This window comes from Stenotrophomonas sp. BR163 (assembly GCF_047520985.2).
Lineage (GTDB): Bacteria > Pseudomonadota > Gammaproteobacteria > Xanthomonadales > Xanthomonadaceae > Stenotrophomonas > Stenotrophomonas sepilia.
This window is the reverse complement of the sequence record NZ_JAXBRE020000007.1, coordinates 63,779-77,858: the sequence shown is the minus strand read 5'-3', so window position 1 is coordinate 77,858 and position 14,080 is coordinate 63,779. Positions and strand designations below refer to the sequence as shown.

Below are 14,080 nucleotides of genomic sequence, written 5' to 3'. Positions count from 1 at the left end.
AGGTGCTGGCATTCGGGGCTGCAGGGTGTGTCATGCCGCAATCAACCTGCTCAATCGCGACAAAAATGAAGCGTTGAGCTTCCCGCTTACTGGCGGTTGCTCTGGAAAACCAGCGAGTTGTATTCCTGCATCAGCTTGCTGGCCGAGCCGCGTGGCGCCATCGAGGGCGAATCCAGCATGCGCCGTTCGAAATCGCTGTAGGGCGTCTTGCTGCTGACCCGCTGCAGCCGCTCCTTGCCTTCCCGACGGAAGTTCTCGGCTTCGCGCTCAAAGCTGTTCCAGTCCAGCTTGCCCGGCTCCTGATCGGCCACCTTGGCATGCGCCTCGTCGGAAATACGGTTGAAGGCGTCGAGTCGTTCACGCGCTTGGGCCGGATCAAAGTCGTCCTCGCTCATCAGCTCCACGATCGCTTTGGCTTCCAGCATCATCGCCACACGGTAGTACTCGCGCGTTCGCCCCTCGGCCTGTTCAAGTACCTTGAGCTGCTCGCGCTGGGCAGCGTCATTCTGGCGCTCCAGCTCGGCGTTGAACGTTTCGCTGGCAGCCACGAAGTCCTTGAATGCGGCCATCAAGGGCGCGTGCAGTTGCTTGCCCTTGGCAAACTGGTCGTCTTCGTAGTCCTGGCGATCGTAGTAGTCGTGCGCCTCCTTGCTGATCGGCACCAGCGCCTTCAGCGCCTGCTGATAATGGCTGGCAGCAGCATCGAGTTCGGCCAGCGCCGGCTTGGCAGCCGTCGCCTCGATCACCGGGCCATCGCACTGCTTCATGTCGTAATCGCTGATCTCGAACGGACCGTACACCTGTGTCTCGCGCCCGGTCGGGCCGGCCTCGACATCCTTGATCCAGCGCGTATAGGACTGGAGGCTGTCGTGCGTCTTCGAATCAAGCGCGTTGAAGCAGCCGATGTAGGCGTTGAGCTTCGCCGTCAACTGCTGCTGTGCGTCGGACGGCACCGTGTTGGCCTCCGGCTTGCCCGAGGCGCCGGCGTCGCCAGCGGTTGCAGGGCCCTTGCCACCGCAGGCGGCCAGGACAAGCGACAGCGAAGCGGCCAGCGCCGCGACGGAAAGCGTACGTGACATGTGTTCACATCCCTGTTGAAAACGATTACAGCCCTGCATTCTAGCGCAGCAGGCCGAGGGCCGCAGCCCTCGGCCCTTGCGCAACGAAGCACTCAGTCCAGGAACAGATCCGGCAACAACGACCGCGACGGGTCCACGGCATAGCCGGACAGATCGCTGACGCCGGCCTGTGCCAGCACTTCATCGTCGATCAGGAACTGGCCGTGGAAGCCTGCCGCTTCACGCACCAGCACCGCATGCGCGGCGTCGGCCATGATCTGCGGCGTACGGCAGCCCGCTGCATCCACGCCCGGAATCATGTTGATTGCATCGGTGGCGATCACCGTGCGCGGCCATAGCGCGTTCACCGCCACCCCCTGCGGGCCGAATTCCGCGGCCAGGCCGAGCGTGACGAAGCTCATGCCCATCTTCGCCAGCGTGTAGCCGGTATGCGCGCCCCACCACTTTGGTTCCAGGCTCGGCGGCGGCGCCAGGGTCAGGATGTGCGGATTCGGCGCCTGCAGCAGGTACGGCAGGCAGGCCCGCGCGCACAGGAAACTGCCGCGCGAATTGACCTGCTGCATCAGGTCGAAGCGTTTCATCGGCGTATCCAGCGTGCCACGCAGCCAGATCGCGCTGGCGTTGTTGATCAGGATGTCGATGCCCCCAAAGGTGTCGACCGTGGCCGCAACCGCGGCCTGCACCTGCTCTTCCTCGCGGATATCGCACTTCAGCGCCAGCCCCTGGCCACCCGCGGCTGTTACCGCTTCGGCCGCGGTATGGATGGTGCCCGGCAGCTTCGGGTTCGGCACCGCCGACTTGGCCGCAATGGCCACGTTGGCCCCGTCACGCGCAGCGCGCAGTGCGATGGCCAGGCCGATGCCACGCGAGGCACCCGTGATGAAAAGCGTTTTGCCCTGCAGACTGCCCACGTTCCACACTCCAGCGTATGCAATGAGCCGCCAGTATGCCGCGCCGACGCGGAGTTCACCCGCCCTTGACGATACTCGGGCCTCCAGCCAACGCACGAGGTCCACGCCATGCGCCGTTCCCGCCTGTTGCTGCCTGCCCTGGGGCTTGCCCTGCTGACCGCCTGCCAAGGCCGTTCGCCGGAACCCGGCAAGGAACCGTCGGCCGGTGACACGCCCAGCGCAGAAAAAGCCGCCGCGGACGGCAAGCTGCGCTGGAGCGAGGCAGTGGTGTGGGATGGCGACCTCAACGCCTGCCGCCAGGGCGAGAATGCGGCCACGCGTGAGTGCCTGCGCGATGCGATGCGCGCTGGTGGCGCAAGCGCCGATGCCATTGCTGCCGCCGAACAGTTGTCCACCGGCGGCGAGCTGGCCTACGTGACGGCCTGGCATGAGAACGAAGGCCTGGGCATCGCCACGGTCGAGTATCCGTTCCGCGCCAACACCAACGAGGGCACCCGCCTGGTCGACGCCACCGGCAAGCGCATCGATGTGGATGCCGTGCAGCTGGACGACACCCTGCGTGCCGACCCCACCGTGCAGGCCCTGCTGAAGGACCACCCACAGGCCACGCCGTTCGCACCGGCGCAGTCGGCCGGAGCCACGCCGCTGGAGAACGGCGGCATCCGCCTGCTGTACCGCACGCCGCTGCGCGACTGCCACGCCTGCCCGGATGTGGGCCAGCTGCAGATCGCCTACGACTTCGACGCCAAGCGCAACTTCATCGGCCAGCAGGTAGTGCCGGCGACGCCGTAAGGTCACAAGCCTCTGTAGAGCCGAGCCATGCTCGGCTCATTGAATGCAGTCGAGCATGGCTCGGCTCTACAATACGGTTCTCCCCGGCGCATCCACGCATCGCGTGGATCTACCGATACGCCTGCGCCTGCTTCCTCAGCAGATGCGGCACGATCAGCTGATGCACGGGTGCAACCGGCAGCATGTACATGCGCCCGAACGCGTTGTGCGTATGCACCACGGTCGCCACTTCCAGCACGTCACCCTGCCATTGCAGGGCCAGCTGCACACGCAGGTGGCGGTCGTCGTCTTCCAGCACGATGGCATCGTCACTGAGCGACTGCAGGGTGAAGATGCCCAACCGCTGCCCGGGTTGAGGATCCGCAACATCCTGCACCGCGCGCAACGAGCCCAGGTGCTTCATGCCGAGCAGGCGCATGCCGCGATTGCGCAGCGCCATCAGCCCATCGAACCAGCCGGGAATGGTCGCGGCCATATCGCGATAGGCCTGCAAGGCCGAGCGCCCATCACGATGGGTTGTTGCCTGGCAGGCGTGCACGAAGTCGGCACCGGCCAGCTGTGGGCGCAGGACGCTGCCCGCACTCGGTGGGCCGGTCACTACCTGCAGTGGACTCACGGCTTGGGCCCCTGCCCCTCGTTGTCTTCCCAATGCAGGATGCGACGGGTAACGAAGCGGTAGACCGGCTTGCCCGTGGCGAACCACAGTTCGCGCACCCACGAGGTGCGCTTGAGCACGCGCTTTTCCACTGGGGTGAGCGACTCACGGCAGTACATGCGCTTGTGCTTGAGCAGGTGGCGCAGGTCCTCGCGGGCCAGCAGGCGCATCCAGCGCGAGCGCGGGTTGCCGATCACTGCCAGCTGGAAGTCGATCAATGCCGGGCGGCCGTCTTCGGTCACCAGCCAGTTGGCTTCCTTGGCCAGGTCGTTGTGGGCCACGCCACGCCGATGCAGCTGCTGCAGCAGCCGACGCGCGGCGCGGAACCAGGCCAGGTCGCCACGCGGTGGGCGCTGGTACATGGCGTCGCCGGCCATGAAACTGCGGTCGAGATGATGCCCATTCCACGCCAGCAGCTGCGGCACGTCGGCCATGCCATGGATATGGCGCAGCGCGCGCGCTTCGCGGCGGGCCAGCCACCAGGCCGGCAGGCGCAACCACAGCGGCGTGGCGCCCAGGTCACGGCGTACGAAGGGGCCGGCAGGCCCTTCCACACGGAGGATGCGACCGAAGCTATCGGCCTTCAAAGCATGCGGTGGCGTGTCTGGCGTATGCGGCATGGGCCCATTCTAGGCGATGGCGCCGGTTGCAAACGGTCACCAAGCGGCTGGGAACCAGTCACCTTCACGCCCCTATAATCGGGCAATGGACTCTTCATGGATCGACGCCACGCTTGCGTGGATTGCCGCTCACCCCGTGCTGGCGGGTGCCGTTATCTTCCTCATCGCCTTCTGCGATGCGGTGATCATTCTTGGCGCCATCGTGCCGGCGCTGCCGCTGCTGTTCGCGGTAGGCGTGTTCATCGGCCTGGGCCAGATCTCCGGACCGTACGCGGTGGCGGCGGCCGCACTGGGCGCATTCGCCGGCGATGGCATCAGTTACTGGATCGGGCGCCGCTGGGGAGACCGCCTGCGTGGCGTCTGGCCGTTCAGCCGTTACCCGCAGCTGCTCGACCGCGGCGAGAACCTGTTCCGTCGCAATGCGTTCAAGAGCATTCTGGTGGCACGCTACGTCGGCGCGATCCGGCCGTTCGTGCCCGCCATCGCGGGCATGATGAAGATGCCAGCCAGCCGCTATGTACAGGCCAGTGGTATCGCCAGCATTTCATGGGCGGTGCTGTTCCTGGCCCCCGGCTGGATTCTTGGCGAGGCCTATGACGCGGTGGCCGCAGTAGCCGGTCGGCTGGTGGTGGTGGTCGGCCTGCTGGCGGTGATCCTTGGCCTGGTCTGGGCCATCGTGCTGTACGGCTACCGCTGGTCGGCCGCGCGCATGGACAACTGGCTGGCACGCCTGCTCGACTGGTCCAACCGCCATCCGACGCTGGGCCGCTACACCGTCGGCGTGCTGGACCCGAAGCGGCGCGAGTCGGTGCCGCTGGCGATGCTGGCGCTGATGCTGCTGGTGCTGGGCTGGGGCTGGTTCGCGCTGCTGACCGTGGTGGTCGCGCATGGCGAGCCACTGGCGATCGACCTGCTGGTACACCAGGCCATGCTGGCCCTGCGCAACCCGCTGGCCGATTACCCGATGGCCGCGCTGGCGTCGCTGGGCGCCTGGCAGGTGCTGCTGCCGGCCACGGCGGCGGCGATGGGCTACCTGGTCTGGCGCCGGCGCTGGATGGCGGCCGCGCACTGGCTGGCCGCGCTGGCTTTCGGCCTGGCGCTGACCATGCTGCTCGGCGCTACCGTCGATGTTGTGCGCCCGGTCGACGCCAGCAGCGGCTTCGGCTTCCCGTCGGTGTCGGTGACGATGGCCACCATCACCTTCGGCTTCTTCGCGGTGTTGATCGCCCGCGAGATGCCCGGCCGCACCCGCGTCTGGCCGTACCTGGTGTCGGGCATCGTGGTCAGCCTGATCGGTTTCTCGCGCCTGTACCTGGGCGCGCATTGGCTGAGCGATGTGATCGGCGGCATGCTGTTCGGCACGTTCTGGCTGCTGGTGCTGGGCATCGCCTACCGCCGCCGCTTCAACCGCTCGTTCTGGGTGAAGCCGGTGGCATGGCTGTTCTACGGCGTCTTCGCCGTCGCCGCGATGTGGTACGCACCGCGCAACATCCCGGTGAAGCTGGAACGCTTCGAGCCGACCTTGCCGGCCCCGCAGGCAATGGACACGCAGGCCTGGTGGCAGCACGACTGGGCGACACTGCCGGCGCGCCGCAACGAGTTCGATGACGACCAGCGCTGGCCGTTGGACGTGCAGGTGGCCGGTCCGCTGGCACCGCTGCAGGCGCAACTGGAAGCGCGCGGCTGGAAGCGGCAGGAGCAGGCCGGCTGGCAGCAGGCGCTGCTGATGCTGGACAAGAACACCGGCGCCGATGAACTGCCGGTGCTGCCGGCGACGCTGGAAACCCGCGTGGAAGCGCTGTTGATGGTACGCCCGGGTACACACCGTGATGAGCGCTACGTACTGCGCCTGTGGCCGGCCCCTGCGCAGTTGCAGCCGGGCAACACGCCGCTGTGGCTGGGCAGTGCACAGACCCTGCGCTACGAACGCCATTTCGAGTGGATCGGCATGTGGCACCCGCTGCGTGGTGTCGACCCGGCATTGAATGCCGTGAAGGACGCCGTGCAGGACCTGCCGCAGCGCGAGGACGTGCACAGCGAAACCGGGTTGCCGGTGCTGCGGCTGAAGACCACCACGCCCTGACGGATACCGGTGCGCGATCACCCACTGTAGCGCCGAGTCCATGCTCGGCTGCGCTTCGCACGACCCAACACGCCGAGCATGGGCTCGGCGCTGCAGTAGATCCACGCGATGCGTGGATGGCATTGCACGCATGCCCCAGCATGTGCACCAAGGTGCACAGCGACCCAAGGCAGGCTGCTACGGCATCCAGCCCAGCAGCTGCTGCAATCGCTGGTGCGGGTCGTCCATCTGCAGCAGCTGAAGGCGCTGCTGCTCGCTCAGCGGCAGCAGCTCGGCCAGCCGCCAGCCGACCCAGCTGGCCTGGTCCAGCAGCGCCGGATTGGCCGGCGCATAGGCCTCGCCGGCCTGCTCGATGATGTGCCCCAGCACCGTGGCCAGCAGTGCATGCTGCGGCCGCAGTTCGTCATCGGGGTCTTCCTCGCACCAGCGCACATCAGCCACCACCAGGCCGTTGTCGCGCACGCGGGTGCGCTCGACATGGAAGCGGCGGGTGCCGCGCAGGCGCAGCTGCAGCACGCCGTCGGCGCCGACATCGAAGTCTTCGATGCGTACCTGCACGCCAAAGGCGGCCGGTGTCGCCGGTGCGCCGACCTCCTCGCCCTCGAGGATCAGGCAGACGCCAAATCCCTCACCACTGCGGCCGCTGTCGCGGACCAGGTCCAGATAGCGCCGCTCGAACACGCGCAGGCCTACCGCTGCACCCGGTACCAGCGCGGTGTGCAGCGGGAACAGCGGCAGCGAGCCGTCGCCGCTCATCGGGCCTGCAGCGCGGCGAGGAAGCGGCGCGGGGCACCGTCGAAGCCACCGTTGGACATGAATACCACGTGGTCACCGCTGCGCGCGCTGGCCTGCAGCTGCGCCAGCAATGCGTCGGTATCGGGCACCGCGTGGGCTTCGCCACGCACCGCGGCGATCACCGCCGCAGCATCCCAGGCCAGTTCCGGGCGATGCAGGAACACCACTTCATCGGCCAGCGCCAGCGAGGGAGCCAGCGCCGGCGCATGTGCGCCCAGCCGCATCGAGTTGCTGCGCGGCTCCATCGCGACCACGATGCGCGCATCACCCACCTTGGAACGCAGGCCCTCCAGCGTGGTGGCGATCGCAGTCGGATGGTGGGCGAAATCGTCGTAGACGGTGATGCCGTCATGGCTGCCGATCACTTCCATGCGGCGCTTGACGCTGCGGAAGCGCGCCAGCGCCGGGATCACGTCGGCCGGGGCCACGCCCACTGCATGCGCGGCGGCCAGCGCGGCCAGACCGTTGAGCACGTTGTGGCGGCCCAGCAGCGACCACTGCACATCACCCAGCGCCTGCCCACGATGATGCACGCGGAACGCGCTGCCATCGGCGGCCAGCAGCTCGGCATGCCATTCCAGCGACGGATCGAAGCCGAAGCGCTCGACCGGGGTCCAGCAGCCCATCGCCAGCACTTCGGCCAGGTACTGATCCTCGCCGTTGACGATCAGCCGGCCACGTGCGGGTACGGTACGCACCAGATGGTGGAACTGGCGCTGGATCGCGGCCACGTCCGGGAAGATGTCGGCATGGTCGTACTCAAGGTTGTTGAGGATGGCCACCAGCGGCCGGTAGTGCACGAACTTGCTGCGCTTGTCGAAGAAGGCCGTGTCGTACTCATCGGCCTCGACCACGAACTCGCGGCCCTGGCCCAGGCGGGCGGAGACACCGAAATCCTCGGCGACACCGCCGATCAGAAAGCCCGGCGAGCGCCCTGCACTTTCCAGCAGCCAGGTGAGGATCGTGGTGGTGGTGGTCTTGCCGTGGGTACCGGCCACGGCCAGCGTGTCGCGGCCCGGCAGCACCTGCTCGGACAGCCACTGCGCGCCGGAGATATAGCGCTGGCCGGCATCGAGCACGGCTTCCACGGCGGCATTGCCGCGCGACAGCGCGTTGCCGATCACTACCTCGTCGGTGCCGGCCGGCACGCTGTCGGCGCGGTAGCCCTGGTCCAGGGTGATGCCCAGCTGTTCGAGCTGGGTCGACATCGGCGGGTAGATGGCCTGGTCGCTGCCGCTGACGGAATGCCCAAGTTCCCGCGCCAGGGCGGCCACGCCGCCCATGAAGGTGCCGGCAATTGCAAGGATATGTACGCTGCTCATGACCGAGGATTGTGACCGATGACGGCTGTATAGGGCCAATGTCCGCTATCGGGTAAGACAACCCCTACACGGGATGTGAGAAAACTCCAATCAGCTGTCAGGGAATTCCCGATAGCGATGTTCTGTGAACCCGGACACAATTCGAACTGCCAGCCGCAGTACCCGAACCGGTCCTACTCCCCAAGAGGCCATCCCCAAGGGAGCTCATACTGCGGGGCCCTGAGCAAGCCCTTCGCTGGCGCCTATCAAACGACACAGGCCTGATCCTCGCGGACCAGGCCTGTGTTTTTTGCGCCCGAAGGACCGGAAGCATGCCGGCCCCGCCGGATCAGGCCTTGATCGCTGCCAGGATGCGGGCTTCGATCTCGTCCAGCTCACCGACGCCATCGACGCGGGCCAGGGTGCCACGGCCGGCGTAGAAATCGACCACCGGGGCGGTCTGGTCGTTGTAGACCTGCAGGCGCTGGCGCACCGCTTCCGGGTTGTCATCGGCGCGGCCCTGCTCCTTGGCGCGGCCGGCGATGCGGTCGACCAGCAGCTCGGTGGGCACATCCAGCTGCACCACCGCGTCCAGCGGCTGGCCGATCTTGGCCAGCAGGCCATCCATCGCATTGGCCTGGGCCACATTGCGCGGATAGCCATCGAGGATGAAGCCCTTGGCGACATCAGCCTGGGTCAGGCGCGACTCCAGCATGCCCAGCAGGATGTCGTCCGACACCAGGTTGCCGGCATCCATCACCGTCTTGGCCTGCTTGCCCAGCTCGGTGCCGGCGGCGATTTCCGCGCGCAGCATGTCACCGGTCGAAATGTGGGCGATCCCCAGCTTTTCCTTCAGGCGCGTCGCCTGTGTCCCCTTGCCCGAACCGGGCGGTCCCAACAGAACCAATCGCATTGACCTGACTCCAACGTGTTGAAAACAAAGAAGGTTCGCGTCCCGGACGGTCCGGTATCGCTGCACCGCAATAGCGCCACTTTACCGCATCCGGGTAATGTCCCTGCAATGTCCCCTCCCCCGAGCAGGTAGAAGCATGCGCAACGGTACTCTCCTTTACGCCCAGTCCGGCGGTGTCACCGCCGTCATCAATGCCACGGCGGCAGCGGTGATCGAGCAGGCCCGGGCCAAGGGCATCAAGGTCCTGGCCGCGCGCAACGGCATCCTCGGCGCGCTGCGCGAGGAGCTGATCGACACCAGCAGGGAGAGTGCCGCCGCGATCCGCGCCCTCGCCCATACCCCGGGCGGCGCCTTCGGCTCGTGCCGGGTCAAGCTGAAATCGCTCGACGCCGACCGCGCCCGCTATGACCGCCTGCTGGAGGTGCTGCAGGCCCACGACGTGCGCTGGTTCCTCTACAACGGCGGCAACGACTCGGCCGACACCGCACTGAAGGTCTCGCAGCTGGCCAAGGCCTCCGGCTACGACCTGACCTGTATCGGCGTGCCCAAGACCATCGACAACGACCTTGCCGTTACCGATACCTGCCCCGGCTTCGGATCAGCGGCCAAGTACACCGCGGTCTCGGTGCGCGAGGCGGCACTGGACGTGGCGGCGATGGCCGAAACCTCCACCCGTGTCTTCATCTACGAAGCGATGGGTCGCCACGCTGGCTGGCTGGCCGCCGCCGCCGGCCTGGCCGGCAACGGTGATGACGAAGCGCCGCACATCATCCTGCTGCCTGAGCGCGCCTACGACGAGGCCACGTTCCTGGCCAAGGTGAAAGCCGTGGTCGAGCGCGTCGGCTACTGCGTGGTGGTGGCGTCGGAAGGCATTGCCACCGCCGATGGCCGCTTCGTTGCCGATGCCGGCGGTGGCAAGGACTCGTTCGGTCATTCGCAGCTCGGGGGCGTGGCGGCGCACCTGGCCGGCCGGGTCAAGGATCAGCTGGGCCTGAAGGTGCACTGGGCACTGCCCGATTACCTGCAGCGCTCGGCCCGCCACCTGGCCAGCAGGACCGACTGGGAGCAGGCGCAGGCAGTGGGCAAGGCCGCGGTGCAGCTGGCACTGAAGGGCCAGAATGGCGTAATGCCGGTGATCGTGCGCAGCAGCGATGCGCCCTATCGCTGGAAGATCGAAGCGGCGCCGCTGTCGAAGATCGCCAACCACGAGAAGAAAATGCCGGCCGGCTTCATCCGCCGCGATGGCTTCGGCATCACGGCCAGGGCGCGCGCCTACCTGTCGCCATTGATCAAGGGCGAAGCACCGCTTCCCTATGGCACCGATGGCCTGCCGAAGTACGTCACCCTGAAGAACGTGGCGGTGAAGCAGAAACTGCCGGCCTTCGAAGGCTGACCTGAAAATGGGGACGGAGGGGATTAAGTCGCATCCGCCCCTCTGTCATCTCCAACAGCATCAGCAGTGGGTCGGATACGACTTAATCCCCTCCGTCCCCTTTTCATGGAGGTCATCATGGCACTGCGTGTTGTTCGACTCGGTACGCCGCGCCAACCCGGCGAGGGACTGCGCATCGGCACGGTGCGGCGGCCGCCGCGCGGCGTGCCGCGCAGCGAGTTCGCCCCACAGGACTGGTACGACGTCTGGTTTCCGACCCTGTCACCCAGCGCGGAGCTGGTGAAGCGGGCACATGAGGCAACGACGGCGGCCGACTGGACCGCCTTCTTCCGCCATTACAAGGCCGAGATGAAGGCGCCCGATGCCGCCCACGCGCTGGACCTTCTGGCCGCGATGTCGCAACACAGCGACATCAGCGTGGGCTGCTACTGCGAGGATGAAGCGCACTGCCACCGCAAGGCATTGCGCGAGCTGCTGGTGGCGCGCGGGGCAATGCTGGCGGAGTGATGATGGCAGGGTTGCCGGCCAGCGGCCGGCACTACCCAAGGATGGCGGCGCGGGTGCACCACCCACGCGACTTCAATTGCAGGCCTTGCCTTCCATATGCAGCTGCGCGGCGAACATCGTCACCTGCGGAATCTGGCCGGCGGCGGCCTGCTTCTTCGCCTCTTCCAGATAGATGCGCGACTGGCCCTGCCCATCCAGCTCGACCTTGTGGCTCGACGGCAGGCGCCACACCCGCACCACCGCCTGCTGCGCCGGGCACGCGGCGTTGGGCACGCGGATCACATCATTGAGCTTCCAGCCCTTGTCGGCACTCGGCTGCGCCTTGGTGTAATCGACGAAGCGCGCGCGTGGCTGGCATTGCTCGCTGGTCCGGACGGCGGAGAAGCGATATGGCGCGGCGGCATCACCGGTGAACGCACCTTCCAGCCGCGCGCAGGCCTCGGGGATCTGCCGCAGCGTATGCACCGCGCCCACCGCCTGCGGCGCACCGACCGCACGCTGCAGTTCCGGCGTTTCCGCAGCAAAGGCCGGTGCGGCCGGGACCAGGGCGGCAAGCATCAACAGGGACAGGCGCATGGGGGATCTCCTACGGGGCTGTGCGCAGGCTTGCAGAGGCTGCCTTAACGGGGTGCAAAGGCCGTTGGCTCGCCAATCATGCCCAGGGCCCGACGGCATGCGCCGCGGCTCCCAGGAGCCAGTCGAGCATGGCTCGACTCTACAAGTGGCGGCACGCATACTGCGGGCACCAGGGAATGCTGAACACCGCCATACGTCGGACGACCGCCCAGGTCGGTACGGGTTGGTTCCAGGCTGCAGCCCGTCGTCCCCCTCGTGGTGCCGTTCATCGCCGCTGGATGCCTACATCCATTCTGCGGAGGGGTCTAATGCTGGAACGTCACGGGCTGTCACTGGCGCTGGGCTGCGCCATTCTCGCGATCCTGTTCGGAATCGTCTCGGCGCGCTGGATCCTGCGCCAACCCACCGGCAATGCGCGCATGATCGCGATCGCCACCGCGATCCAGGAAGGTGCGCGTGCATATCTCAACCGCCAGTACCTGACCATCGGCATCGCCGGCGTGGTGCTGTTCGTGCTGGTCGGTGTGTTCCTCAGCTGGTACACCGCGATCGGCTTCGCGGTCGGCGCGGTGCTGTCCGGCGCGGCCGGCTACATCGGCATGAACGTGTCCGTACGCGCCAACGTGCGTACCGCAGAGGCGGCGCGCAACGGCATCAGCGCGGCGATGGACGTCGCCTTCCGCGGCGGCGCGATCACCGGCATGCTGGTGGTCGGGCTGGGCCTGCTGGGCGTGGCCGGCTACTACGCACTACTGTTGCAGATGGGCCTGCCGATGGAACAGGCGCTGCACGCGCTGGTCGGCCTGGCCTTCGGCTCTTCACTGATCTCGATCTTCGCGCGGTTGGGCGGTGGCATCTTCACCAAGGGCGCCGACGTGGGCGCCGATCTGGTCGGCAAGGTCGAAGCCGGCATTCCCGAAGACGATCCGCGCAACCCGGCGGTGATCGCCGACAACGTCGGTGACAACGTCGGCGACTGCGCCGGCATGGCGGCCGACCTCTTTGAAACCTATGCAGTGACCGTCATCGCCACCATGCTGCTGGGCAGCCTGATGCTGGCCGAAGCCGGTGCCAATGCCGTGCTGTATCCGCTGGTACTGGGCGGCGTGTCGATCATCGCGTCGATCATCGGCGCGCTGTTCGTCAAGGTGAAGCCCGGCGGCTCGATCATGGGCGCGCTGTACAAGGGCGTGATTGTTTCCGGCGTGCTGGCCGCCATCGCCTTCTACCCGATCACCACCGGACTGATGTCCGACAACGTGCATGGACCGACGGCGCTGTATGGCTGCGCGCTGATCGGCCTGGTCCTGACCGGCCTGATCGTGTGGATCACCGAGTACTACACCGGCACCCAGTACAAGCCGGTGCAGCACGTGGCGCAGGCCTCGACCACCGGCCACGGCACCAACATCATTGCCGGCCTCGGCATCTCGATGAAATCCACCGCGCTGCCGGTGGTGGCGGTGTGTGCGGCGATCTGGGGCGCGTTCGCACTGGGCGGCCTGTACGGGATCGCCATTGCCGCAACCGCCATGCTGTCGATGGCAGGGATGATCGTCGCCCTCGATGCCTATGGTCCGATCACCGACAACGCCGGTGGCATCGCCGAAATGGCCGAGCTGCCTTCGGAGATCCGCGACATCACCGACCCGCTGGATGCGGTGGGCAACACCACCAAGGCCGTGACCAAGGGCTATGCGATCGGCTCGGCGGCGCTGGCGGCACTGGTGCTGTTCGCCGACTACACCCACAACCTGCAGGCAGCCAATCCCGGCCAGGAATTCCGCTTCGATCTCAGCGACCACACGGTGATCATCGGCCTGTTGATCGGCGGCCTGATTCCCTACCTGTTCGGTGCGATGGCGATGGAAGCGGTCGGCCGCGCGGCAGGCGCAGTGGTGGAAGAAGTGCGCCGCCAGTTCCGCGAGATCCCCGGCATCATGCAGGGCACCGGCAAGCCGCAGTACGACAAGGCGGTGGACATGCTGACCCGCTCGGCGATCCGCGAAATGATCGTGCCCTCGCTGCTGCCGGTCGCCGTGCCGGTGGTGGTCGGCCTGCTGCTGGGGCCGCGCGCACTGGGCGGCCTGCTGATCGGCACGATCGTCACCGGCCTGTTCGTGGCCATTTCGATGACCACCGGCGGCGGCGCCTGGGACAATGCCAAGAAATACATCGAGGATGGCCACTTCGGTGGCAAGGGCAGCGAAGCGCACAAAGCCGCGGTGACCGGCGACACTGTTGGTGACCCGTACAAGGACACCGCCGGCCCGGCAATCAATCCGCTGATCAAGATCATCAACATCGTGGCGCTGCTGCTGGTGCCGCTGCTGTAGATCCACGCGACGCGTGGATGGCAGGCTCGACGGGGTCAGAACCCTTTCCTGCGGAAAGGGATCCGACCCCGATGGAGATCACCGCCCGCGCAGGAAGAACCACACGGGCACCATCACGT

Annotated in this window: 13 protein-coding genes; 5 read left to right on the top strand and 8 right to left on the bottom strand. The window is 66.9% G+C overall.

The window, feature by feature from the left end:
- Positions 1-86 precede the first annotated feature (86 nt).
- Together ACM0PY_RS08210 and ACM0PY_RS08205 are read right to left on the bottom strand one after the other, a co-directional pair.
- A complete protein-coding gene (locus tag ACM0PY_RS08210; protein ID WP_180884768.1) occupies positions 87-1,079 on the bottom strand; it encodes a YiiG family protein in 993 nt (330 codons plus the stop codon).
- 92 nt (positions 1,080-1,171) lie between these two features.
- Positions 1,172-1,990 carry an SDR family oxidoreductase gene (locus tag ACM0PY_RS08205; protein ID WP_134971394.1) on the bottom strand — a complete coding sequence of 273 codons (819 nt, stop codon included), beginning with the start codon at positions 1,988-1,990 and terminating at the stop codon, positions 1,172-1,174.
- A 108-nt stretch (positions 1,991-2,098) separates the two neighbouring features.
- Between ACM0PY_RS08205 and ACM0PY_RS08200 the strand changes: the two genes are divergently transcribed.
- A complete protein-coding gene (locus ACM0PY_RS08200; RefSeq protein ID WP_180884766.1) occupies positions 2,099-2,782 on the top strand; it encodes a hypothetical protein in 684 nt (227 codons plus the stop codon).
- Between the two features lie 109 nt (positions 2,783-2,891).
- Here the strand turns inward: ACM0PY_RS08200 and ACM0PY_RS08195 are convergent, their stop codons facing one another.
- A complete protein-coding gene (locus ACM0PY_RS08195) occupies positions 2,892-3,398 on the bottom strand; it encodes a DUF2867 domain-containing protein (protein WP_134971396.1) in 507 nt (168 codons plus the stop codon).
- Positions 3,395-4,057, bottom strand: coding sequence for a serine/threonine-protein kinase (locus ACM0PY_RS08190; protein ID WP_049413709.1), 663 nt, complete (start codon positions 4,055-4,057; stop codon positions 3,395-3,397). Before ACM0PY_RS08190 ends, ACM0PY_RS08195 begins: the two co-directional genes overlap by 4 nt.
- An 85-nt stretch (positions 4,058-4,142) precedes the next feature.
- On the opposite strand from ACM0PY_RS08190, the gene ACM0PY_RS08185 reads away from it, so the two are divergent.
- Positions 4,143-6,140, top strand: a complete 1,998-nt coding sequence (locus ACM0PY_RS08185; RefSeq protein ID WP_032954490.1) for a bifunctional DedA family/phosphatase PAP2 family protein — start codon at positions 4,143-4,145, stop codon at positions 6,138-6,140.
- Positions 6,141-6,317: 177 nt separating this feature from the next.
- Here the strand turns inward: ACM0PY_RS08185 and ACM0PY_RS08180 are convergent, their stop codons facing one another.
- From ACM0PY_RS08180 to ACM0PY_RS08170, 3 genes are all read right to left on the bottom strand, one after another.
- The gene (locus ACM0PY_RS08180) at positions 6,318-6,896 is read right to left on the bottom strand and encodes an LON peptidase substrate-binding domain-containing protein (protein ID WP_005419042.1); all 579 of its coding nucleotides are present in this window, start codon (positions 6,894-6,896) and stop codon (positions 6,318-6,320) included.
- Complete coding sequence (mpl, locus tag ACM0PY_RS08175) at positions 6,893-8,257, bottom strand: UDP-N-acetylmuramate:L-alanyl-gamma-D-glutamyl-meso-diaminopimelate ligase (protein ID WP_134971398.1); 1,365 nt, start codon at positions 8,255-8,257, stop codon at positions 6,893-6,895. The genes ACM0PY_RS08180 and mpl overlap by 4 nt, the downstream gene beginning before the upstream one ends.
- Before the next feature lie 328 nt (positions 8,258-8,585).
- The gene (locus ACM0PY_RS08170) at positions 8,586-9,149 is read right to left on the bottom strand and encodes an adenylate kinase (RefSeq protein WP_005419045.1); all 564 of its coding nucleotides are present in this window, start codon (positions 9,147-9,149) and stop codon (positions 8,586-8,588) included.
- Positions 9,150-9,285: 136 nt separating this feature from the next.
- Here ACM0PY_RS08170 and ACM0PY_RS08165 point away from each other — a divergent pair, with 136 nt between their 5' ends.
- Together ACM0PY_RS08165 and ACM0PY_RS08160 are read left to right on the top strand one after the other, a co-directional pair.
- On the top strand, positions 9,286-10,542 hold the full coding sequence (locus ACM0PY_RS08165) for a 6-phosphofructokinase (protein ID WP_005419049.1): 1,257 nt from the start codon (positions 9,286-9,288) through the stop codon (positions 10,540-10,542).
- Between the two features lie 117 nt (positions 10,543-10,659).
- A complete protein-coding gene (locus ACM0PY_RS08160) occupies positions 10,660-11,049 on the top strand; it encodes a DUF488 domain-containing protein (RefSeq protein WP_134971400.1) in 390 nt (129 codons plus the stop codon).
- Between the two features lie 72 nt (positions 11,050-11,121).
- On the opposite strand, the gene ACM0PY_RS08155 is transcribed toward ACM0PY_RS08160, so the two are convergent.
- Positions 11,122-11,625, bottom strand: coding sequence for a hypothetical protein (locus ACM0PY_RS08155; RefSeq protein WP_134971402.1), 504 nt, complete (start codon positions 11,623-11,625; stop codon positions 11,122-11,124).
- Between the two features lie 308 nt (positions 11,626-11,933).
- On the opposite strand from ACM0PY_RS08155, the gene ACM0PY_RS08150 reads away from it, so the two are divergent.
- Positions 11,934-13,961, top strand: coding sequence for a sodium-translocating pyrophosphatase (locus tag ACM0PY_RS08150; RefSeq protein ID WP_134968683.1), 2,028 nt, complete (start codon positions 11,934-11,936; stop codon positions 13,959-13,961).
- Positions 13,962-14,080: the final 119 nt, after the last annotated feature.

Excerpts from the sequence above, each read along its gene's own strand:
- ACM0PY_RS08165 (WP_005419049.1), top strand. The coding sequence starts at position 9,286 with ATGCGCAACGGTACTCTCCTTTACGCCCAGTCCGGCGGTGTCACCGCC.
- ACM0PY_RS08150 (WP_134968683.1), top strand. The coding sequence starts at position 11,934 with ATGCTGGAACGTCACGGGCTGTCACTGGCGCTGGGCTGCGCCATTCTC.
- ACM0PY_RS08210 (WP_180884768.1), bottom strand. The coding sequence starts at position 1,079 with ATGTCACGTACGCTTTCCGTCGCGGCGCTGGCCGCTTCGCTGTCGCTT.
- mpl (WP_134971398.1), bottom strand. The coding sequence starts at position 8,257 with ATGAGCAGCGTACATATCCTTGCAATTGCCGGCACCTTCATGGGCGGC.
- ACM0PY_RS08200 (WP_180884766.1), top strand. The coding sequence starts at position 2,099 with ATGCGCCGTTCCCGCCTGTTGCTGCCTGCCCTGGGGCTTGCCCTGCTG.
- ACM0PY_RS08155 (WP_134971402.1), bottom strand. The coding sequence starts at position 11,625 with ATGCGCCTGTCCCTGTTGATGCTTGCCGCCCTGGTCCCGGCCGCACCG.
- ACM0PY_RS08185 (WP_032954490.1), top strand. The coding sequence starts at position 4,143 with ATGGACTCTTCATGGATCGACGCCACGCTTGCGTGGATTGCCGCTCAC.
- ACM0PY_RS08170 (WP_005419045.1), bottom strand. The coding sequence starts at position 9,149 with ATGCGATTGGTTCTGTTGGGACCGCCCGGTTCGGGCAAGGGGACACAG.
- ACM0PY_RS08160 (WP_134971400.1), top strand. The coding sequence starts at position 10,660 with ATGGCACTGCGTGTTGTTCGACTCGGTACGCCGCGCCAACCCGGCGAG.
- ACM0PY_RS08180 (WP_005419042.1), bottom strand. The coding sequence starts at position 6,896 with ATGAGCGGCGACGGCTCGCTGCCGCTGTTCCCGCTGCACACCGCGCTG.
- ACM0PY_RS08190 (WP_049413709.1), bottom strand. The coding sequence starts at position 4,057 with ATGCCGCATACGCCAGACACGCCACCGCATGCTTTGAAGGCCGATAGC.